The following is an 18,608-nucleotide window of genomic DNA, read 5'->3' on the forward strand; positions in this document are numbered from 1 at the left end:
ATGACGAAGTGTGGAATTCCGTGACATCGCTCACACGGAGATCGTCCGATGCGGCCTACCGTGAGGACATGACTCTCACCCAGCTGCCCATCCTCGACCTCGGCCGGGCCGACGATCCTGCGACTGCCGAAGACTTCCGTGCCGAGCTGCGTCGCGTCACTCACGAGATCGGCTTCTTCTACCTCGTCGGACACGGCATCCCGGACGGCGAGTTCTCCCGCATCATCGACGTCGCACAGCGCTTCTTCGCCCTGCCCGAGGCCGACAAACTCGCGATCGAGAACACGAACTCCCCGCACTTCCGCGGCTACACCCGCACCGGCGGCGAACGCACGCAGGGCCGAGTGGATTGGCGGGAGCAGATCGACATCGGCCCCGAACGCGCACCCGTGGCCGAACCCGTCCACGACTTCGACCACCTCACCGGCCCCAACCAGTACCCGGAAGGTCTGCCCGAACTGCGGGAGGCCACGGAATCCTGGCACGCACGACTGAGCGAGGTCTGCGACCGGCTGCTTGGCGAATGGGCGCTCAGTCTCGGGCAGTCCGCCGACCACTTCGCGTCCGCGTTCGCCGAGGACCCCGCCTCATTCATCAAGATCGTTCGCTATCCCGCGGCCGAGGACGAGACCGTCACTCAGGGTGTGGGCGAGCACCGCGACGGCGGCACCCTCACCCTGCTCTACCCGCAGCCGGGGACCACCGGCCTGCAGGTGCGCACCGATGACGGCTGGATCGACGCCGACCCGATCGAGAACGCCTTCGTCGTCAACATCGGCAAACTCCTCGAGGTCGCCACGAACGGCTACCTCAAGGCCACCGTCCACCGCGTCCTGCCGACCGGCCCCGGCGAGGACCGCATCTCGATCCCGTTCTTCTGCAATCCTGCCCTCGACGCCCGCCTGCCCGAGGTCTTGCTGCCCACAGAGCTCGCCGCCGAAGCCCGCGGTGTCACTCAGGACGAACGCGACGCCCTCCACGCCGTCTACGGTGAGAACGCGTTCGCCTCCCGGCTGCGCTCGCACCCGAACGTCGCCGAGAAGTACTATCCGGGCCTCATCGGCGCCGAGGCCTGAGCCGCACGTCAGCGACGAGTCCGCTCCGAGAGCACGGCGATGTCATCGGGTCGCACCCGGCAGCAGCCGCCGATGATCCGCGCGCCGAGGCGGGTCCACGTCTCCACCGGCCAGGACCCGACCCCGGCTTCCGCACCGTCATCCCGCCATTCCATGGTGTCCGCGTCGTAGGTCTCACCCGAGTTCGGGTAGGCGATGAGCGGCAGGTCGGTGTGCGTGGCGAGCTCGGTCAGCGCCGGGGTGACGAGGGAGGGCCGGACACAGTTGACCCCGACCGCCTGCACCGTCGCAGAGGTGGACGCCACCTCGGCGAGTTCGGCCAGGTAGCTGCAGTCGGGCAGAGCGACCGGCGTGTCAGTGCCCTCGCGTACGGTCACACTCACCCACACAGGCAGCCCGACCTCCTCGGCGAGGAGGAGGATCGCGCGAATCTCGTCGAGACGCGGCTGGGTCTCGACGGCGAGCAGATCCGCTCCCGCCTCGGCGAGGGCGGCGATGCGGGGTCGATGGAAGGCGGTGTACTCCTCGGAAGTCAATCGATAGTCACCCGTGTACTCCTCGCCTCCGCCCAGGGCGGCACCGTACGGGCCGACGGAGCCCGCGACAAGGACGCGACCATCGCCGGCGCCAGGACCGGTGCCGGACGACGGGGCAGACACCGCGGCGGAGCGGGCGATCTCCACGCTGCGGGTGATGAGCTCACGTCCCTCCGCGGGGGACAGGCCGGCTCGTGCGAACCCGAGCGGGGTCGCCTGATAGCTCGCGGTCGTCAGGATCCGGGCGCCGACGGCGGCGAAGGCGGAGTGCACCGCGAACAGGGTGTCGGGGTCTTCGCGGATGAGGTCGGCCGACCACAGTTCATGGCTGAGGTCGACGCCGCGGGTCTCGAGCGCTGTGCCCAGCCCGCCGTCGAGGACGAGTGGATGGGCCGCCTCGGCGGAGGCGAGCATCTGCGTGAACGTCATGGTCCCAGTTAAGCTTGACCGGTGAGCTCAATCGAATCCCCCGCATCATCTGAGACGTCGACCCCTGCGCCGACGGGCGACGCCGTCAACGACCGAACGCAGTTCGGCTTCGAGGTCGGCACCCGCCTGGACACGGGCGGACGCACCGGCGTCATCCACACCCCGCACGGGGACATCCAGACACCGGCGTTCATTCCTGTCGGCACGAAGGCCACGGTCAAGGCCGTCCGCCCCGACGAGGTCGCCGAACTCGGCGGACAGGCCGTGCTCGCCAACGCCTACCACCTCTACCTGCAGCCCGGATCGGACCTCATCGACGAGGCCGGCGGGCTCGGTGCCTTCATGAACTGGCCGGGACCAACATTCACCGACTCAGGCGGATTCCAGGTGATGAGCCTCGGCTCCGGGTTCAAGAAGGTCATCTCGATGGAGTCGACGGGCGAGCAGAACGACGGACTCGTCGCCGTCGGCAAGGAACGGCTGTCGAACGTCGATGACGACGGGGTGACGTTCAAGTCCCACCTCGACGGATCGATGCACCGGTTCACCCCGGAGATCTCGATGCGCGTCCAGCACGAACTCGGCGCCGACATCATGTTCGCCTTCGACGAGCTCACCACGCTGGTCAACACTCGCGGGTACCAGGAGGAATCGGTTGAGCGGACCCGACTGTGGGCGATCCGCTGCATCGAGGAGCACTTCCGGCTCACCGAGGCCCGCTCTCATCGGCCCTACCAGGCACTCTTCGGCGTCCTTCAGGGTGCACAGTACGAGGACCTGCGGCGCACGGCCGCCCGTGACCTCGGCGCCATGGACTTCGACGGGTACGGCATCGGCGGGGCGCTGGAGAAGGAGAACCTCGGCATCATCATCCGCTGGGTGTGCGAAGAGCTGCCCGAGGACAAGCCGCGGCACCTCCTCGGCATCTCCGAACCCGACGACCTCTTCGAGGCGATCAAGACCGGCGCCGACACCTTCGACTGCGTCTCACCCTCCCGCGTGGCCCGCAACGCCGCGATCTACACCCGCGACGGTCGGTACAACCTCACGGGAGCGAAGTACCGCCGCGACTTCGGCCCACTCGACCCGGACTGCGACTGCTACACGTGTCAGAACTACTCACGGGCCTACCTGCGGCACCTGTACAAAGCCAAGGAGATGCTGTTCTCCACCCTGTGCACGATCCACAACGAACACTTCGTCGTTTCAATGGTCGCCGAGATCCGCCAGGCAATGATCGACGGTCGCTTTTCCGACCTCGAAGCCGAGGTGCTCGGCCGCTATTACGCCAAACAGCGCTAGCCCAGCTGCGGTGTGCCGCCCCAGCCAGCGCTTCAGGTCACGCGAAACTCGAAAGACCCGCCGCCGGCGACGACTTTTTCGACATTCGCGTGACCTGAGTGGCAGGCTCAGTGAGCGTAGCTGGGTTCGTGGCGTTTGACGATCGTGATCACCCGGTAGGTCACGGGCATGAGGATGACCTCGACGGCGACCTTGTAGACGAAGCCGACGATGATGTAGTTGAGGAAGTCGAGTCCCGGGATGACCCCGGCGAACGCGATGATGCAGAAGAGCAGGGTGTCGACGAATTCGCCGACTCCGGTCGAGGTGAGCAGCCGGACCCACAGCTTCGATTCGCCCATCCGCTTCTTCACGGCCACGAGCACCCACGAGTTGAGTAGCTGGCCGACGAAGTATCCGGCCAGTGAGGCCGCGACGATGCGCGGGTAGAAGCCGAGGACCGCGGCGAAGGCGTCCTGGTTCTCATACCCGGGTCCCGGAGGGGAGATGAGCACGAGCCAGAAGACGAAGGTCGCGAGTATCTGCAGGCCGAACCCGGTGATCACGGCCTTGCGGGCGGCCTTGAAGCCGTACACCTCGCTGATCACGTCGCCGAGGATGTAGGCGATGGGGAAGAGGAACGCACCGCCGTCGGTGACGACGGGTCCGAAGCCGATGACCTTCGTGGCCGAGATGTTCGAGATGATGAGCACCGCGCAGAACACGGCGAGGAAGACCGCATAGTAACGGCCTCGCGAGGACGCGAAGGCCGCCAGTCGGGTTGCGGTGTTCGAGGGCGCCGAATCGCTGGTGCGATCCGGCTGTCCAGACTCGCTCTCCGGTCGTCCGGGATCGCTGTCAGGTGTCGTCGCGGGCAACGGTGATCTCCTTGCCGTTCGTGATCGTCAGCAGCTGCTCGTAGCTCAGTGGCATCATCGAGTTCGGGGTGCCGGCCGCGGCCCACAGGACCGGGTGGCTCTTCAGCGCGACATCGACGTAGGTGGGGATCGGCACCGGGTGCCCGCACGGGGCGACTCCGCCGATGACCTGGCCGGTGGCCTCGCGGACGAGGTCTTTGTCGGCCCGGTCGAGGCCATCGATGCCCAGCTGGTCGGCGACGTGGTCGGTGTCGACGCGGTGGGCTCCCGAGGTCATGATGAGCACGGGGTCGCCGCCGGAGGAGAAGATGAGGCTGTTGGCGATGGCGCCGACGTCGACTCCGATCTTCTCCGCCGCTGCCGCCGCGGTCGGGGTGGCCTCGGCGAACACGCGGACCTCCGGGTCGATTCCGTGCTCCCGCAGCTGCTCTTCGACCTTCGCATGGTTGGGGTGCTGAGCGGGCGCCTCATCGCTCGCCGAGGCGGCCGTCGGGTCCGCCTCGTCAGCGGGGTCCGCGACCTCGTCCTCCTCGACCACGGGTTCGGCGAGTCCACGGCGACGCAGCAGGGGCGCGACATCGGGGCTGGTGCCGAAGAAGCGTTCGATCGCCGACATCGGGTCGAGCGAGTAGCCGGGGGCGAGGATGGCTTCGCGGAAGGCGTCTCCGGCCTCCCGGTTGAGTCCGCCCTGGGCGTCGAACCATTCGCTCACCCAGGCGGCGATGACCTCGGAGTAGAGGTAGGAATAGTAGCCGGCGGCATAGCCGGAGGCGAAGATGTGCCCGAAGTAGGTCGACCGGTAGCGCGGCGGGACGAGCGGTGAGAAGCCGGCGGCGGCGAGGACCTCGGATTCGAAGGACAGCACATCGGTGATGTGCTCCCCGGCCTCGAGCGAATGCCAGGACAGGTCGAGCATGGCCGCAGCGAGGTATTCGATGGTGTCGAAGCCCTGCCCGAACTTCTCGCTGGCGATGAGGGCGTCGACGAGTTCGGTCGGCATCGGCTCACCCGTGTCGACGTGTTTGGCGAAGTGGGGGAGGACCTGCGGGTGGAAGCGCCACATCTCGTTGAGCTGGGAGGGGAATTCGACGTAGTCGCGGGGAACCGCTGTGCCCGCGGTCGACGGGTACGTCGAGTTCGCGAACAGGCCGTGCAGCACGTGTCCGAATTCGTGGAACAGGGTCGTCAGTTCGGTCGGGTTGAGCAGAGTCGGCCGTCCGGATCCGGGCTTGGCGAGGTTAAGCGAGAGCGTGACGACCGAGTGCAGGCCGGTCAGTCGTGAGGCCGGGACGAGCTGGTCCATCCAGGCCCCGCCGCGTTTCGTATCCCGGGCGTAGGGGTCGATGAGGACGAGGCCCAGGGGGCGTTCGGTGACGTCGGTGACCTCAAAGGCGCGCACGTCCTCATGCCAGGCGGTGACGCCGTCATAGGGGGCGAAGGTGATGCCGTAGAGTCCGGTGGCTGCGCGGAAGACGCCCTCGGTCAGGACGGTGTCGAACTCGAAGTACTGGGCCACCTCGTCGGGGTCGATGCCGAATTCGTCGGCCCGGTACTTCGCGAGATAGTGCTTGACGTCCTCGGCAGCGACATCGTCGAGGCCGTAGCGGTCCCGGACCAGGCCGAGTTCTTCGTCGAGCTGAGCCTTGGCGGGGTTGATCAGGGAGGACACGATGTCGGCGGCGGCGTCGGGGTTGCCGGCGGTCTGGTTGTCGATGGCGTAGGAGGAGAAGGAGGGGTACCCGAGCAGGTTCGCCTGCAGAGCCCGCAGCGCCGTGGTGTCGGCGACCTGGGTGCGAGTGTCGCCGTCGCCGCCGCGGGATCCGCGGGCCATCGAATTATTCAGCACATGTCGGCGGGTCTGCGCGGTGTCGAGGGACTCGAGCACGAGCTGCTGGGTGAAGTTGTTCAGCGACAGCAGGTACCCGTCGATGCCGCGTTCGCTCGCCCGGTTCTGCGCGGCGGCGATCTGATCGTCGTTCATTCCGGCCAGGGACTCGGCATCGCCGAGGTGGACGGCCAGTTCCCGGGTATCGAGCTGCAGGGCGCGGGAGAAGGAGTTCTCCAGCGTCGTCAGCTCGGCCGCGATCGTGGCCATCTGCTCCCGCTCCTCCTCGCCGAGGCGGGCTCCCGCCCGGACGAAGAGTTCGATCGTCAGCTCCTGCTGGCGCTTGTCCTCGGGGTTGAGGTCGGTGACGGAGACCTGCTCGATGCGGTGGAAGAGGTCGACGTCGAGGAGGATCTCGGTGCGGGTCGCGGACAGGACCTCCCACACCTCGGCGATGGCGTCGGTGAGTTCCGGGCGCAGATGGTTCGACTCGATGGCTGCTGCCACGGAGGCGATGCGGGTCATCGGCACGGACGCCGATTCGAACCTGACGGTGGTGGTGAAGAACGTCGACTCAGCGTCGTCGGCGACGATTCCGGCCACCTCGGCGCGGGCGTAATCGGTGGCCGTGCGCACCGCGGTCAGCAGGGATTCGGGGGTCACCGCGGAGAAGTCGGGCAGGGAATAGTCGCCCTGCGGGTCGAGAAACGCCTCCCAGACATCGATGTCGTTCGGTTCTGCGTTCATTCTCGACGTACCACTTTCTTCATGATTGGGATCTCCCACTGATCCTAACGTGAGTCGGCCGACCCGCGCATGATCGCTGATTACACTGGAGTGCATGGGCACTGGGCAGGGCAAGTCCCTCACACTCAACAGCGCATTCAGGGTCGGGTTCACCGGCACGCTGGGTGTGGGGCTGGCGATCGCACTGATGACGGCGCTGCAGTCCGTGGCGACGGTGCTCATCTACATCGGGTTGGCACTGTTCCTCGCCCTCGGCCTCGACCCGATCGTGCGGTGGCTGGTGGCACGCAGGATCCCGCGGTCGGTGGCGGTGATCCTCGTGGTCCTCGCATTCATCCTCATCGTCGCAGGTGCCGGGCTGCTCATCGCGCCGGCGGTGATCAGCCAGATCCAGACGTTCATCGGCGACCTGCCCGAGATCGTGGCGAACCTGGCGACGACCGGATGGGTGATGGAGCTCGAACGCCAGTTCACCGGCGCCATCGACGTCGATGAGATCTTCGCGAACATCGGCGAATGGGTCTCGGATCCGAAGAACGTGCTCTCGCTCGGCGGGGGAGTCGTGTCCATCGGGGCGGGGATCCTGAGCTTCCTCACCGGCGTCATCATCGTCGTCATCCTCACCATCTACTTCGCCGTGACCATGCCGACGATCAAATCCGCGATGTTCTCCCTCGTCGCGGCCTCGTCACGGCCGACGGTCGAATCCGTCACCGAGGAGGTCACCCGATCCATCGGACGCTACGTCCTCGGTCAGCTGTCCTTGGGCATCGTCAACGGCGTGTGCTCGGCGATCTTCCTCAGCATCATCGGTGCACCCCTGCCGGCGCTGCTGGCGTTCGTGGCGTTCCTCGCCTCGCTCATCCCGCTCGTCGGCCCGATCACCGGCGCGATCATCATCACCGCCTCGTGCCTCATGGTCTCCCCGGGCCTGGGCATCGCCGCCGGAATCTACTACCTCGTGTACATGCAGGTCGAGGCGTACCTGCTCAGCCCGCGCATCATGAAGGCCGCAGTCGATGTGCCCGGCGCCCTGGTGATCATCGCCGCGATCGCCGGAGGCACCTTGGGCGGGGTGCTCGGTGCTGTGGTCGCGGTGCCGGTGGCCGCCTCGGTGATGATCATCATCCGCAAAGTCGTCGTGCCCGCGCAGGCGAAGAGGTAGGGCGGGCGCAACTCGTTCGGGATCGGGGTCAATCGTTCGTCTTCGTCGTGACCATCTCGTCCCATGAACACTAGTGTTCTAGTACGCTAGTGTTCATGGTTGCAGGGAAACAGCAGTTCAATATCTGGCTGCCGCCGGATCTGGTCAAACGAGTCAAACACGCTTCGGTCGATGAGCAGGTCTCGCTGTCCGTCTTTGTCGAACAAGCCCTGGAGCGTCACCTTTCAAACCTCGAAAACGATGAAGAAGGGAGCACCGAATGAAACTGCTGCCGATTCGCTATTCCAACAATGTCGAAACATCAACGAAGTTCTACCGGGCCCTTGGGCTGCAGGAAGGCACCTCGTCGCGACCGGGCACCTGGGTCGAGCTGCCGGCCGAAGCAGGTGTCTTGGCGATCCATCAGGCCACCAACGACGACAGAGGTCAGTGCGAACTGGCGTTCGAAGCCGAGGAACCCCTTGAGCAGATCTCCTCGCGGATGGTGGCGGCGGGGTTCGACGCCGGAGTGATCGTGGACGAGAACTTCGGGCGGTCGCTGCGGCTTCGCGACCCCGACGGCGCTTGGGTCCAAATCAACAGATTCGACCGCGAGCTGTATACGTAATGACCGAGAGGGCGCGAGGGAGCGGCAGCGTCGCCGCACTCGCCACGGGCATCGTCGTGGTGGAGTTCGCGACCGCGGTCTCGCGCTTCGTCGCATCGACGCTGCTTCCGGTGATCGCACCGGATCTGGACGCCCGCAGTCAGCTCGCGCTGTTGCTCGCCGGTTCCAGCTTGGGTCTGTTCGTCGCGATTCCGCTGACCGGGCCCGCGCTTCGCCGCTTGGGCTCGCGTGGGGTATTAGGTGTCGGCGTCGTCGGATACCTCGCTGGGCTTGGCGTATCGGCTGCGGCTCCCACGGGGTTGGTGTTCGCCCTCGGACAATTCGTCAGTGGTTCTTCCGGGGGTCTGCTGGCACTCTTCGGGTTCAGCGCGGCAATTAAGCACCTTGACGATTCGACGCGTGCGCGGGTCGTTGCGATCTCCGCATCGATGTGGATTCTGCCCGCGCTGATCGGTCCCGCGGCCACTCTGGGACTGGAACATCTCATCGGGTGGCGTTGGGCACTCCTCGTGCCGATTCCCATTGTCCTGATCGGACGTCTGCTCATCGTCAGAGCCGTACAGGATGACGAACTGGGTCCCAGATCGAAGGGGCCAGTCGGGCGTATGATGCTGATTCCGATCGGTGCCGCCTGCGTCATGTTCGGTTCTGAACTCATTGTCACGTCCGTGATCGGGGTTGTCATCGCGGCGGTCGGGATCGGCGCAGTGATGCCTCGAGGGACAGCGCGATTGCGCCGGGGAGTGCCCTCGGCACTGGTGGCGATGCTGTTGTTCGGCTTCGGCTACTTCGGTGCTGACAGTCTCATCACCATCCTCTTGGCGGACGGATTCGGAGTGAGCTTGGGCAAAGCCGCAATCGTCCTCAGCGCGGCACCGCTGGCGTGGGGAGTGACAAGTCTGATCCAGACCTCCCTGGTGCGCGGCGTCGGTTCGCCGCGGTTGTCTCAGCTGGGCTTGGCAGCAGCAGGACTGTCGGCGATGACGTTGGTGGCAGGCCTCGAGCTGTGGCCTTCTTATTCCTTGGCTCTCGTCGCATGGACGCTCTCGGGAGTGGGTGTGGGATTGGCCTACCCCTCGTTGTATGTGCTGGCCAGCAGGCCCGAGAAGAGTGGAATCGGCCCGAGTGAACTGGCGGTCGCAGTCATCACTGCCGAAGACTTCGGGGGATTGATGGGCAGGATGGTCGGGGGAGCCATCGGATCAGTCAATGGTGACACCGGGCTGAGCGTCGCCTACGCGGTGTTCGCTCTCGCGCTCTTCGGAGCGGTCGCCGTGGCCGGTCGGGCCATATCGACGGAAGAGAGTCAGTCTTGACCGTCGCCGCCAATGCGGGTGACGATCGCGTGGATGATGAGCTTCGCGAGGTAGTAGGCGCCGAAGTACCCGACCCCTGCTGCGACCACAGTGACGAGAAGGTTGCTCTCTCCGGTTCCGGCCATGGCCAGTCCCGCGAAGATCGCGGCAGAGATCGCCGCGAGATACGGGATCAGCCGCAGTATGGGAGTGTCGGTCTCGCTCATGGAAGCGAGCATATCAACGGGCCGTAGTGGGGGAACTGAGGGTCTCGAAGTTGAATGGTCGCCTGCTGCGTCGACCAACAGAGATGCGGCTCAGACTAATCATGTACGTTTCACCTCTCGAAATGTACAATTGAGTTATGACTACGCTCAGTGCCTCCGATGCTCGCAAGTCGTTTGCCTCAGTTATCGAGACTGCTATGTCCGAGGCTGTCTTCGTCGAGCGCCGCGGGGAACCTCAGGTCGTCGTCATCAGTGCTGCCGAATACGAACGTCTGATGGCAGCGGCGGAGGAGATTGAGGACGTCGCTGCGTTTGACGAAGCGATGTCCGAGGAAGGCGACAATATCCCCTGGGAGCAGGTGAAGTCCGACCTTGGGTGGCAGTGATGGTGGCCTACGAAATCGAGGTCCGGCCGGCAGCGCTCCGGGCGCTTCGACGGATCGATCGCAAGGATCAGGCTCGTATTCGTGGGGCTATTGCATTGCTGGCGACGAACCCAAGGCCGCCGGGGGCTATCGCGCTCAAGGGACGATCTGGACTTCGCGTCCGAGTCGGAAACTACAGAATCATCTATCTGATCGAAGACGGCAAGCTTCTGATCGTGGTAGTGGCCATTGGCCACAGACGAGAGATCTACAGAGATCATTGAGATGTGTAGATCGTCTGTCCGGAAATCGAAGGTTCTGAATCGTTCGTGGCGGTGAGACTCACAATGATGTGTCGGCAGGCAGGCACGGAGTCTATGGTGGAGATCATGACCGAGGCTGACTGGGTGGCCAACCGCGACGAGGCGGTACCCGAGGACGTAGAACGACTGCTCGTCACCGCGCCCGAATGGTTCGGTCGTCCCGAATCCAATGCCGAGTACATTGACGACGCTCGGACCATGGAGACGTGGACGGTGCGTGACGATGACGGTCGCGTCGTCGGAGTCACTCTTGTGGTTCATCATTTCCCGCAGACGAGCGAAATCCACTTCACGGTCGTCGACCGCAGCGCGCACGGTCAGGGCGTCGGGTCGGAGCTGATTCGCGCGATCGTCGATGATCTGCGCCGTCGCGGAGTCGACATGCTGATGGTGAAGACTCTCGGAGCCTCGTGCCCTGATCCGAATTACGCGCGCACTCGGAACTTCTACGAGACGATGGGATTCATTCCGCTCGAGGAGATCGACCTGTGGGGTGCCGATACCCCCTGCCTCATCATGGCCAAACCTTTGACATGACACTTCCGCCATGGCCGAGCCGACCACCTGCGCATGGGTCCGTCTTCCTTCGCGAAGTCGGACCGGAAGATGTAGGAATGGCACGGGAACTCTCGACCGATCCGTATGTTCCTCAGACAGGATCCTTGCCGTTTAATGCCTCGATTGATGACGCACGTGCCTGGATCACCAGGCAGCAGGGCCGGCATCCGGAGGGAGTGGGGTTTTCATTCGCCATTGCTACGGGAACGAGTGGTCGGGCCGTCGGGCACTGCGGGCTGTGGCTGAGCGATCTCGATGCTGGACTGGCGACGGCTGGTTATGCGATTGTCCCCTCACAGCGGAGGCGCGGCTACGCCACGGATGCACTTCTGGCGCTGACTGCCTTCGGTTGGACAATGCCAGACCTCACCCGAATCGTCCTCCATATCGAGCCATGGAATACCGCGTCGCAGCGCACGGCCGAACGGGCCAAGTACGTGCGGCACGAAGCGACAGCCGACCATCGGATCTTCAATGGCGAGACCAGAGAGATGCTGGTCTATGTGGCTTCGAAGCAGGCTGCCTAGGTCAAGCAGGTCGACTCAGTGCTCAGGAGTGAACCTCAGAACATTCGTCTCTCGCCGAACGAATCCGATAGACTCATAGAGTCGAATCGCCGATTCTCGCGATGGTCGCGACGTGAGGTCAAGGCTTCGCATCTCTCGTTCCGCAGCCATCATTGTCATGCGCTGAAGCAGCATTCTGGCAATACCCCTCCCACGCATTTCTTCATGGACCACGACGTCTTCGACATGACCGCGTCTGCCTGTCGGCAGCGGAATATCCACGAATGTGGCCATACCGACGATCCTGCCTCTTGAGCGTGCAGCAAGAACGTCGACACCGTCGTGTTCGAGTCCGGCTTGGAACCGAGCCCGGTCGAAGGCGGCGGTCGACGACAGCTGCTTCAGTAGGGCCGACAAGCTATCTGCATCTTCGTCGGTGATTGTTGTGAGCAACTCGAGGTGGATCTTCGGCTCGTCCACGTGTGCAAACTACCAGTTCCAGCATCGTGCTCGTGAGTGAACGAGAGCTACTGAGCCATCAGTGCGCTGGCCCGGCGGTGCCTTGAACTTCGGATTGAGCCACAAGTGCGGAGCGACCTAGAAGCCCGTTTAGTGGTTTCTGCACTCTCAAGCCTGGAGAATGAGATCATGGCTGACGGCAGCGAAGTGTGGGGCATTGAGAAGTCGGTGCTGATCAGGGCATCGGTCACCGAGGTGTGGCCTCATATTCGGGACGCGAGATTGCTGAGCCGGTGGTGGTGCCCTCCGCCGGCAATCCGAATCACGTTCGACCCCCACCCGGGTGCCGCCTACTCGGAGCGATACGACGACGGAACCCACTCGTATGCGATTGACGGTGACATTCTCGAGCTCGACCCGCCTCGTGGGGTGACGATTCGGCGGAAGACCAACGGTCGGTTCGGTGACAGTGACCAGGTCAGCATCAACCTCGGCGAACAGGATTCTCGGGCCCGCGTCCGTCTGCACCATTCGTTCCCGGATCTCCCTGCTCATCGGCGAGGCGGAGCCTATGACTTCTACGCCGACGGATGGGACTTCAGTCTCAGCCTGCTCAGCGCAGAGGTCGCCCGCTAACTACGCGACGATTGACCGGCTAAATGAAGTAGACGCAGACGACCTGAGTGGAAGACTGCCTGCTCGAAACTTGCAGGATTCTCGTCGAGCCGCTGAGCAATCAATGGGCCTGGCCGTAACTGTAGCTGGCAGCGGACACGTCCTCCATGAGCACTGAGAACATCTCTGTCATGTCGACTGCGACCTCCGCATAGTGTGAAATCAGATCAGCAGACTCGCCGAGTGCGGTTCGAACAGGTTCGAGTTCGGGTGCATTCGACTGAGAAGCAGCACGCAAGAGCGCCATCCGTTCTGGCTCTGATGTGAAACCGAGTTCGAAGAGCACCCAGTGGAAGAGATGCATCAAGCCGGAGTCGCGGTCGAAGCCCGCATGCACGGGTAGAGACGCCTTTTCATCGACGGTGAGTTCGAACTCATGATGAAGGGACAACCCGAAGTCCGTGAAGAGCAACCTGCCCTCATGGACCAGAGTATTTCCCGGGTGAACGTCAAAATGGTGGAACCCTTCAGCGTTCATCCACTCCGTAGCTTCAACAATCTGGTGCACGGCGTCTGCGACGACTGGCTCGCCCGCGCCATCACCTATTCTTCGGCGAAGCTGCGCCCCCAGAGTCTCCGGCACATACTCCAACAGAAGCACCACGCCGGCAGTCGCTGATTTCAACTCCTGGAGGTTCTTCGTGAGCTGGTGCCAATAAGGCCCCCACTGACGTCGCGGGCCCTCGCCGTCGAACTCGCTGAGATCGATATCGCAGTGTAGGTCGAGGATTCGCGAGCCGAACAGCAACGGAAAGAAGTCCGCCTTGCCGGTCTGAACCCACTCAGACGTCATCCGATGTGCCGCCAGTTCTCGGCCGACACCGTGCCCCAGACTTCCGATCCCGTAGTGCGAGACGAACGGAAGGCTCAAACGATCGACAGTCGAGTAGGGATCGTTCTCTTCGCTGCGGGGCACGGGCAAGTATTTGATGAAGACAGGCTCTCCATTGATGGTCCCGACTTTGGTCGTCCCGCCGATGCCGACTCCCACGGTCCGTGCATTGTCCACGAGAGCTCGCAGTTGGGCATCATCGAGCTGGTCGACTTCGGCTGCGATCCGTCTGGCACGATCCACGCGGTCGGTCATGACCTCACTCTAGACTCCGACCCGAACGGGACCGGCGAACTTGGTGACGAAGCGATGACAACTATTGTCCGCAACGACACTCCGGCCTATGGTGAGAGGACACGGACTCATCCGCTTCGCGCCGATGTCAGAGACCCGGCGCAGCGTGCCAAACCGCATGTGAGACGGAGTGGATGGACTCACACGAAGGAGTGTCATGGCAGTCTACTCAGCACCCGGTACCGACGGTTCGCTCGTCACGTTCAAGCCCCGCTACGAGAACTTTATCGGCGGGGAGTGGGTGCCTCCGAAAGACGGCAACTACTTCGAGAACATCACTCCCGTGACCGGTCAGGTCTTCACCGAGATCCCCAGCTCCACCGCCGACGACGTCGAAACCGCCCTCGACGCCGCCTGGGCAGCGGCACCGACCTGGGGGAAGACCTCGGCAACGGAACGCGCGAACATTCTGCTCAAGATCGCCGACCACATCGAATCCAACCTCGAGATGCTCGCCGTCGCCGAGACCTGGGACAACGGCAAAGGCATCCGCGAACCCCTGGCTGCCGACCTGCCGCTGGCCGTCGATCACTTCCGCTACTTCGCTTCGGCGATCCGGGCGCAGGAAGGCGGCATCTCGCAGATCGACGACGACACCGTCGCCTACCACTTCCACGAACCCCTCGGCGTCGTCGGACAGATCATCCCCTGGAACTTCCCCCTGCTCATGGCCACGTGGAAACTCGCCCCGGCGCTCGCCGCCGGCAACTGCGTCGTCCTCAAACCCGCCGAACAGACCCCCGCCTCGATCCTCGTCCTCGCCGAACTCATCGGCGACCTGCTGCCGCCCGGAGTCCTCAACATCATCAACGGCTTCGGCGTCGAAGCGGGCAAACCGCTGGCCTCGAACAAGCGCATCCGCAAGATCGCGTTCACCGGTGAGACCACGACCGGGCGCCTGATCATGCAGTACGCCTCGCAGAACATCATCCCCGTGACCCTCGAACTCGGCGGCAAGTCACCGAACATCTTCTTCGACGACGTCCTCGCCGCCGACGACAGCTACCGCGACAAAGCACTCGAAGGCTTCGCGATGTTCGCCCTCAACCAGGGTGAGGTCTGCACCTGCCCGTCCCGTGCACTCGTCCAGGAATCGATCTTCGACGACTTCGTCGCCGCCGGCATCGAACGCGTCCGCGCCGTCAAACAGGGCAACCCGCTCGACACCGACACCCAGGTCGGTGCGCAGGCCTCGAACGACCAGTACGAGAAGATCATGTCCTACCTCAAGATCGGCAAGGACGAAGGCGCCGAAGTGCTCATCGGCGGCGACAAGGCCGAACTCGACGGCGACCTCGCCGGCGGCTATTACATCCAGCCCACGATCTTCAAGGGCACGAACACGATGCGCATCTTCCAGGAGGAGATCTTCGGACCCGTCGTGGCACTCACCTCATTCACCGACTACGACGATGCGATCTCCACGGCCAACGACACCCTCTACGGCCTCGGCGCGGGAGTCTGGGCCCGCAACGGCAACACCGCCTACCGTGCCGGCCGTGACATCCAAGCCGGTCGCGTCTGGGTGAACAACTACCACGCCTACCCCGCGCACGCGGCGTTCGGCGGCTACAAGTCCTCGGGCATCGGACGTGAGAACCACCTGATGATGCTCGACCACTACCAGCAGACGAAGAACCTGCTGGTCAGCTACTCCGAAAATGCACAAGGATTCTTCTGATGAGCGATATCACCGAAACAGCCGCACTCGAGTCGACCCCGACGATCGAGGGCGAAGAGAAATCGCGGGTGGCGATGACTCAGGCCACCGTCGACCTGCTGACCAACCTCGTCGACAAGCACGGACAGCTGATGTTCCACCAGTCCGGCGGCTGCTGTGACGGGTCGTCGCCGATGTGCTTCCCCGAGGGCGACTTCCTCACCTCGGAGGCCGATGTGCTGCTGGGCCACTTCGAACTGCCGATCGACGACACCGAGAAGGCCGGTCTGGACTTCTGGATGTCGACCGAGCAGTTCGAGTACTGGAAGCACACGCATCTGACCATCGATGTGGTGCCCGGACGCGGCAGCGGCTTCAGCGTCGAATCGCCGACGGGCAACCGCTTCATCATCCGCTCAGCACTCATGGACGTCGCCTGAAACGAGGCACGTCCGTGGGACCGCCGGCGCCGGGGAAGTCACTTCCCCGGCGTCAGCTGTTCCGGTTCCCCGAGCGAGAGCATCAGCCGGTTCGCCCAGTTGAAGAACGCCGCACAGTTGAGAGCATCGACGATATCGCCATCCTCGAGACCGGCCTCCCGCAGTGCGCTCACATGCGCGGGTCCGAACGCCTGCGGAGTCAGCGTCAGCGCGACCGAGGCCTCGACGACGGCATCCCACACAGGATCGCCGAGGCGACCGGCGACTCCCTCATCGAGGAGGACCTGCACGGTGTCGCGCCGACCCGATTCTTCCGTCGCCCGATCCGAGTGGATCGAGGCGCAGAGCAGGCACCCGTTGAGCCGTGAGGCCGCCGTCGCCGCGAGTTCGCGTTCGGCCCGTCCGAGGCCGTCGGTGGTGTTGAAGAAGATGTCGAGATCCGTCAGCGTCCGCGCCCGCAGGGCCGCCGGATCCCGGGCCAGCAGCCGGAAGTACGGGTTCTTCGCCCGCCCCGCCTCCCGCTGAACCTTCGTGAGATCTGCCTCGGCGACCGGGGCGATCCACGGCACCCACCCGAGCCCGGACTGCTGGAAGAGTTCGGGGCGCTTGAGGTCGGGGTACATGTTCACCCGATCCCCGACAGCGGCCAGGGCATCTGCTCCCCGCGCCGAGGCGGCCGCACCGTCCGTGCCCCCATCGTCGGGTTCCCGTGGCGGGGAGTCCGGGACCGGGGCACCGGTCGCCGTCGGCGCGTGGGCGAGTGCCGCCAGTCCGGTGCTGATGCGGATCTGGAAGTTGAGGAAGGACACGAGCTGGGCGAGGGTGACGATGCCGTCCTCGTCCCATCCGGCCTCGAACAGCAGGGCGAGGTGCGCCGGCCGCGAATCCCGCGGATGGAGCGCGAGGAGATGAGCGAACTCGAGTCCCGCGATGAGCCGGGCCCCCAACGTCTCTTGTGACTGTGCGTCGGCGGTGAACCACGGACCGGGCACATTCTCCGCCGACAGCGCCGCGGATTCGAAGATCCCATAGGGTCCGCGCACCTCGGCACGCGAATCGAGCGCGAGCACCGCCTCGTCGAGGAGTTCCGCGACCGACCAAGAGGCGGCCTCATCCTCATCCCGGAGCAGATCACGGTAGAACTCCTCGGCACTGTCCGAACCGAGCAGCCCGGCGGTGAACGCGGCCACCGCATAACGCTCCCGGTAGGACACACCCCGCGGATCCTCGGGTTCGAGAAGAGCTTCGAAGCTCAGCTGGGCATTCTCCTTGGCCTGCGCGCGGTGATCGCGGAGCTGATCGAGGGGATCTCCCGTCGCGATCCCGGCCAGGGCATTGATGACGTCGGGCATCTCAGACCACCCGCTCCGCGTCCACGCTCAGACCGAGTGCGGGGGCGACCTCGGTGGCCAGCAGTTCGATCGACCGCAGGGCGGTCTCGTTCGTCGCGGGCACCGAATGGACCTGGAAGCTGACATCGGTGACCCGGTTGAGGACGCGATCACCTGACAGTCGGTCGATGACCTGTTCGGGGGTGCCGAGATATGTGTCGGTGGCGATGAGGAGTTCGTCGAGGCTCAGACCCGAGGTGTCATAGCCGACGAGGCGGTCGGCCTCGGCACGCAGGGCGGGTTCGGTGATCTCACGCAGTCTGGGCAGATCCTCAGCATCGGCGACCACCGCGGTGCGGGAAGCGAGGATCCGCGGTTTGGTGCCCGCTGGCAGCTGGGAGAGGTAGGTGTCGATGACGGGCAGCTGCACCTCATCGAGGCTGGCACCCGTGTTCTCCTCCGGCCTGGGCTGGGTGCGCGAGAGCATGAGTCCATCGCCGGCGGCGCCGGCCGATCCAGCCCCACGTGAGGAGAACGTCGCCTGCCACAGCCGGTCGGCCGGGCCCGTCGCCGCGGCGGTGCTATCGCCGGGGGCGGAGTCCGGTCCGGGGTAGAGGAGATGCTCGGTCGGCAGCGCCTGACCGGACAGGAGGGTGCGCAGAGTGTCGAGATTGTCGGCGAAGACCTCGCGGCGGTCCTCGAAGGCCGTGCCGAACGCGGGGAACGACTTCGGGTTCCCGCCCGAACCGAGACCGATCTCGAGGCGACCTCCGGCAAGGATATCGGTGACCGCGGCATCCTCGGCCACGCGCACCGCGTTCTCCATCGGCAGGGTGATGATCGCCGTGCCCAATCGGATCCGGGAGGTGCGGGCAGCGGCATGGGAGAGGAAGACCAAGGGTGAGGGCAGGCCGCCCTCGGCCGCAGAGAAGTGGTGCTGGGCGATCCACGCGGAATGGAAGCCGACGCGTTCGGCCGCCTCGATCTGTTCGAGGGCGAAGCGGTAGCGCTGGGCTGCCGATGCGTCCTCGAGCAGGCGGGTGAAGAACCCGAGCTTCGGTCCGGTCGTTCTCTGGTCGCTGGTGGAGCCTGTCATGTG

The 18,608-nt window shown here is 64.6% G+C and carries 21 protein-coding genes; 13 read left to right on the forward strand and 8 right to left on the reverse strand.

What is annotated here, in order from left to right; all coding sequences use genetic code 11:
- Positions 1-68 precede the first annotated feature (68 nt).
- A complete protein-coding gene (locus HK401_RS10295) occupies positions 69-1,076 on the forward strand; it encodes an isopenicillin N synthase family dioxygenase (RefSeq protein ID WP_181274581.1) in 1,008 nt (335 codons plus the stop codon).
- A gap of 8 nt (positions 1,077-1,084) precedes the next feature.
- On the opposite strand, the gene mmuM is transcribed toward HK401_RS10295, so the two are convergent.
- On the reverse strand, positions 1,085-2,041 hold the full coding sequence (mmuM, locus tag HK401_RS10300; protein ID WP_181274582.1) for a homocysteine S-methyltransferase: 957 nt from the start codon (positions 2,039-2,041) through the stop codon (positions 1,085-1,087).
- 21 nt (positions 2,042-2,062) lie between these two features.
- On the opposite strand from mmuM, the gene tgt reads away from it, so the two are divergent.
- Entirely contained in the window at positions 2,063-3,343 is a 1,281-nt protein-coding gene (gene tgt, locus HK401_RS10305) for a tRNA guanosine(34) transglycosylase Tgt (RefSeq protein WP_181274583.1), read from the forward strand.
- Positions 3,344-3,450: 107 nt separating this feature from the next.
- Here the strand turns inward: tgt and HK401_RS10310 are convergent, their stop codons facing one another.
- Both HK401_RS10310 and HK401_RS10315 read right to left on the reverse strand, forming a co-directional pair.
- On the reverse strand, positions 3,451-4,200 hold the full coding sequence (locus tag HK401_RS10310) for a queuosine precursor transporter (protein ID WP_373563646.1): 750 nt from the start codon (positions 4,198-4,200) through the stop codon (positions 3,451-3,453).
- On the reverse strand, positions 4,181-6,772 hold the full coding sequence (locus HK401_RS10315; RefSeq protein WP_181274584.1) for a M3 family metallopeptidase: 2,592 nt from the start codon (positions 6,770-6,772) through the stop codon (positions 4,181-4,183). The genes HK401_RS10310 and HK401_RS10315 overlap by 20 nt, the downstream gene beginning before the upstream one ends.
- Positions 6,773-6,866: 94 nt before the next feature.
- Here HK401_RS10315 and HK401_RS10320 point away from each other — a divergent pair, with 94 nt between their 5' ends.
- From HK401_RS10320 to HK401_RS10335, 4 genes are all read left to right on the forward strand, one after another.
- Entirely contained in the window at positions 6,867-7,937 is a 1,071-nt protein-coding gene (locus HK401_RS10320; protein ID WP_181274585.1) for an AI-2E family transporter, read from the forward strand.
- A gap of 95 nt (positions 7,938-8,032) precedes the next feature.
- Complete coding sequence (locus HK401_RS10325; protein ID WP_181274586.1) at positions 8,033-8,200, forward strand: ribbon-helix-helix domain-containing protein; 168 nt, start codon at positions 8,033-8,035, stop codon at positions 8,198-8,200.
- Positions 8,197-8,544 carry a VOC family protein gene (locus HK401_RS10330; protein WP_181274587.1) on the forward strand — a complete coding sequence of 116 codons (348 nt, stop codon included), beginning with the start codon at positions 8,197-8,199 and terminating at the stop codon, positions 8,542-8,544. Before HK401_RS10325 ends, HK401_RS10330 begins: the two co-directional genes overlap by 4 nt.
- Entirely contained in the window at positions 8,544-9,860 is a 1,317-nt protein-coding gene (locus HK401_RS10335) for an MFS transporter (RefSeq protein ID WP_181274588.1), read from the forward strand. The genes HK401_RS10330 and HK401_RS10335 overlap by 1 nt, the downstream gene beginning before the upstream one ends.
- On the opposite strand, the gene HK401_RS10340 is transcribed toward HK401_RS10335, so the two are convergent.
- The gene (locus HK401_RS10340; protein WP_181274589.1) at positions 9,851-10,066 is read right to left on the reverse strand and encodes a hypothetical protein; all 216 of its coding nucleotides are present in this window, start codon (positions 10,064-10,066) and stop codon (positions 9,851-9,853) included. The two genes, HK401_RS10335 and HK401_RS10340, sit on opposite strands and share 10 nt — an antisense overlap.
- 137 nt (positions 10,067-10,203) lie before the next feature.
- On the opposite strand from HK401_RS10340, the gene HK401_RS10345 reads away from it, so the two are divergent.
- The 4 genes from HK401_RS10345 to HK401_RS10360 all read left to right on the forward strand — a co-directional run bounded on the left by HK401_RS10345 (position 10,204) and on the right by HK401_RS10360 (position 11,839).
- Positions 10,204-10,452, forward strand: coding sequence for a type II toxin-antitoxin system Phd/YefM family antitoxin (locus tag HK401_RS10345; protein ID WP_181274590.1), 249 nt, complete (start codon positions 10,204-10,206; stop codon positions 10,450-10,452).
- The gene (locus HK401_RS10350; protein ID WP_219921872.1) at positions 10,452-10,715 is read left to right on the forward strand and encodes a type II toxin-antitoxin system RelE family toxin; all 264 of its coding nucleotides are present in this window, start codon (positions 10,452-10,454) and stop codon (positions 10,713-10,715) included. The genes HK401_RS10345 and HK401_RS10350 overlap by 1 nt, the downstream gene beginning before the upstream one ends.
- Before the next feature lie 105 nt (positions 10,716-10,820).
- A complete protein-coding gene (locus HK401_RS10355; protein WP_181274591.1) occupies positions 10,821-11,291 on the forward strand; it encodes a GNAT family N-acetyltransferase in 471 nt (156 codons plus the stop codon).
- Entirely contained in the window at positions 11,288-11,839 is a 552-nt protein-coding gene (locus HK401_RS10360; RefSeq protein ID WP_181274592.1) for a GNAT family N-acetyltransferase, read from the forward strand. The genes HK401_RS10355 and HK401_RS10360 overlap by 4 nt, the downstream gene beginning before the upstream one ends.
- A 15-nt stretch (positions 11,840-11,854) precedes the next feature.
- Here HK401_RS10360 and HK401_RS10365 read toward each other — a convergent pair whose 3' ends face one another.
- Entirely contained in the window at positions 11,855-12,298 is a 444-nt protein-coding gene (locus HK401_RS10365; RefSeq protein ID WP_181274593.1) for a GNAT family N-acetyltransferase, read from the reverse strand.
- 168 nt (positions 12,299-12,466) lie between these two features.
- On the opposite strand from HK401_RS10365, the gene HK401_RS10370 reads away from it, so the two are divergent.
- Positions 12,467-12,913 carry an SRPBCC family protein gene (locus HK401_RS10370; RefSeq protein ID WP_181274594.1) on the forward strand — a complete coding sequence of 149 codons (447 nt, stop codon included), beginning with the start codon at positions 12,467-12,469 and terminating at the stop codon, positions 12,911-12,913.
- Between the two features lie 100 nt (positions 12,914-13,013).
- On the opposite strand, the gene HK401_RS10375 is transcribed toward HK401_RS10370, so the two are convergent.
- Positions 13,014-14,039: a hypothetical protein gene (locus tag HK401_RS10375; protein WP_181274595.1), complete on the reverse strand. Its 1,026-nt coding sequence runs from the start codon at positions 14,037-14,039 to the stop codon at positions 13,014-13,016.
- A 196-nt stretch (positions 14,040-14,235) separates the two neighbouring features.
- On the opposite strand from HK401_RS10375, the gene exaC reads away from it, so the two are divergent.
- Together exaC and HK401_RS10385 are read left to right on the forward strand one after the other, a co-directional pair.
- Entirely contained in the window at positions 14,236-15,759 is a 1,524-nt protein-coding gene (gene exaC / locus HK401_RS10380) for an acetaldehyde dehydrogenase ExaC (RefSeq protein WP_181274596.1), read from the forward strand.
- Positions 15,759-16,178, forward strand: coding sequence for a DUF779 domain-containing protein (locus HK401_RS10385; RefSeq protein ID WP_181274597.1), 420 nt, complete (start codon positions 15,759-15,761; stop codon positions 16,176-16,178). Before exaC ends, HK401_RS10385 begins: the two co-directional genes overlap by 1 nt.
- A 38-nt stretch (positions 16,179-16,216) precedes the next feature.
- Here the strand turns inward: HK401_RS10385 and HK401_RS10390 are convergent, their stop codons facing one another.
- Together HK401_RS10390 and HK401_RS10395 are read right to left on the reverse strand one after the other, a co-directional pair.
- A complete protein-coding gene (locus HK401_RS10390; protein ID WP_181274598.1) occupies positions 16,217-17,530 on the reverse strand; it encodes an alkylhydroperoxidase domain protein in 1,314 nt (437 codons plus the stop codon).
- A 1-nt stretch (position 17,531) separates the two neighbouring features.
- On the reverse strand, positions 17,532-18,605 hold the full coding sequence (locus tag HK401_RS10395) for a putative FMN-dependent luciferase-like monooxygenase (protein WP_181274599.1): 1,074 nt from the start codon (positions 18,603-18,605) through the stop codon (positions 17,532-17,534).
- Between the last annotated feature and the right edge of the window lie 3 nt (positions 18,606-18,608).

It is taken from the genome of Brevibacterium oceani (assembly GCF_013623835.1).
In the GTDB taxonomy this organism is placed as follows: domain Bacteria; phylum Actinomycetota; class Actinomycetes; order Actinomycetales; family Brevibacteriaceae; genus Brevibacterium; species Brevibacterium oceani.

What these genes read in the sequence shown, in the direction of transcription:
- HK401_RS10350 (WP_219921872.1), top strand. Translation starts at nt 10,452, where the DNA reads ATGGTGGCCTACGAAATCGAGGTCCGGCCGGCAGCGCTCCGGGCGCTT.
- mmuM (WP_181274582.1), bottom strand. Translation starts at nt 2,041, where the DNA reads ATGACGTTCACGCAGATGCTCGCCTCCGCCGAGGCGGCCCATCCACTC.
- HK401_RS10395 (WP_181274599.1), bottom strand. Translation starts at nt 18,605, where the DNA reads ATGACAGGCTCCACCAGCGACCAGAGAACGACCGGACCGAAGCTCGGG.
- HK401_RS10355 (WP_181274591.1), top strand. Translation starts at nt 10,821, where the DNA reads ATGACCGAGGCTGACTGGGTGGCCAACCGCGACGAGGCGGTACCCGAG.
- HK401_RS10315 (WP_181274584.1), bottom strand. Translation starts at nt 6,772, where the DNA reads ATGAACGCAGAACCGAACGACATCGATGTCTGGGAGGCGTTTCTCGAC.
- HK401_RS10320 (WP_181274585.1), top strand. Translation starts at nt 6,867, where the DNA reads ATGGGCACTGGGCAGGGCAAGTCCCTCACACTCAACAGCGCATTCAGG.
- HK401_RS10345 (WP_181274590.1), top strand. Translation starts at nt 10,204, where the DNA reads ATGACTACGCTCAGTGCCTCCGATGCTCGCAAGTCGTTTGCCTCAGTT.
- HK401_RS10360 (WP_181274592.1), top strand. Translation starts at nt 11,288, where the DNA reads ATGACACTTCCGCCATGGCCGAGCCGACCACCTGCGCATGGGTCCGTC.
- HK401_RS10375 (WP_181274595.1), bottom strand. Translation starts at nt 14,039, where the DNA reads ATGACCGACCGCGTGGATCGTGCCAGACGGATCGCAGCCGAAGTCGAC.
- HK401_RS10335 (WP_181274588.1), top strand. Translation starts at nt 8,544, where the DNA reads ATGACCGAGAGGGCGCGAGGGAGCGGCAGCGTCGCCGCACTCGCCACG.
- exaC (WP_181274596.1), top strand. Translation starts at nt 14,236, where the DNA reads ATGGCAGTCTACTCAGCACCCGGTACCGACGGTTCGCTCGTCACGTTC.
- HK401_RS10295 (WP_181274581.1), top strand. Translation starts at nt 69, where the DNA reads ATGACTCTCACCCAGCTGCCCATCCTCGACCTCGGCCGGGCCGACGAT.
- HK401_RS10390 (WP_181274598.1), bottom strand. Translation starts at nt 17,530, where the DNA reads ATGCCCGACGTCATCAATGCCCTGGCCGGGATCGCGACGGGAGATCCC.
- HK401_RS10370 (WP_181274594.1), top strand. Translation starts at nt 12,467, where the DNA reads ATGGCTGACGGCAGCGAAGTGTGGGGCATTGAGAAGTCGGTGCTGATC.
- HK401_RS10325 (WP_181274586.1), top strand. Translation starts at nt 8,033, where the DNA reads ATGGTTGCAGGGAAACAGCAGTTCAATATCTGGCTGCCGCCGGATCTG.
- HK401_RS10385 (WP_181274597.1), top strand. Translation starts at nt 15,759, where the DNA reads ATGAGCGATATCACCGAAACAGCCGCACTCGAGTCGACCCCGACGATC.
- HK401_RS10340 (WP_181274589.1), bottom strand. Translation starts at nt 10,066, where the DNA reads ATGAGCGAGACCGACACTCCCATACTGCGGCTGATCCCGTATCTCGCG.
- HK401_RS10330 (WP_181274587.1), top strand. Translation starts at nt 8,197, where the DNA reads ATGAAACTGCTGCCGATTCGCTATTCCAACAATGTCGAAACATCAACG.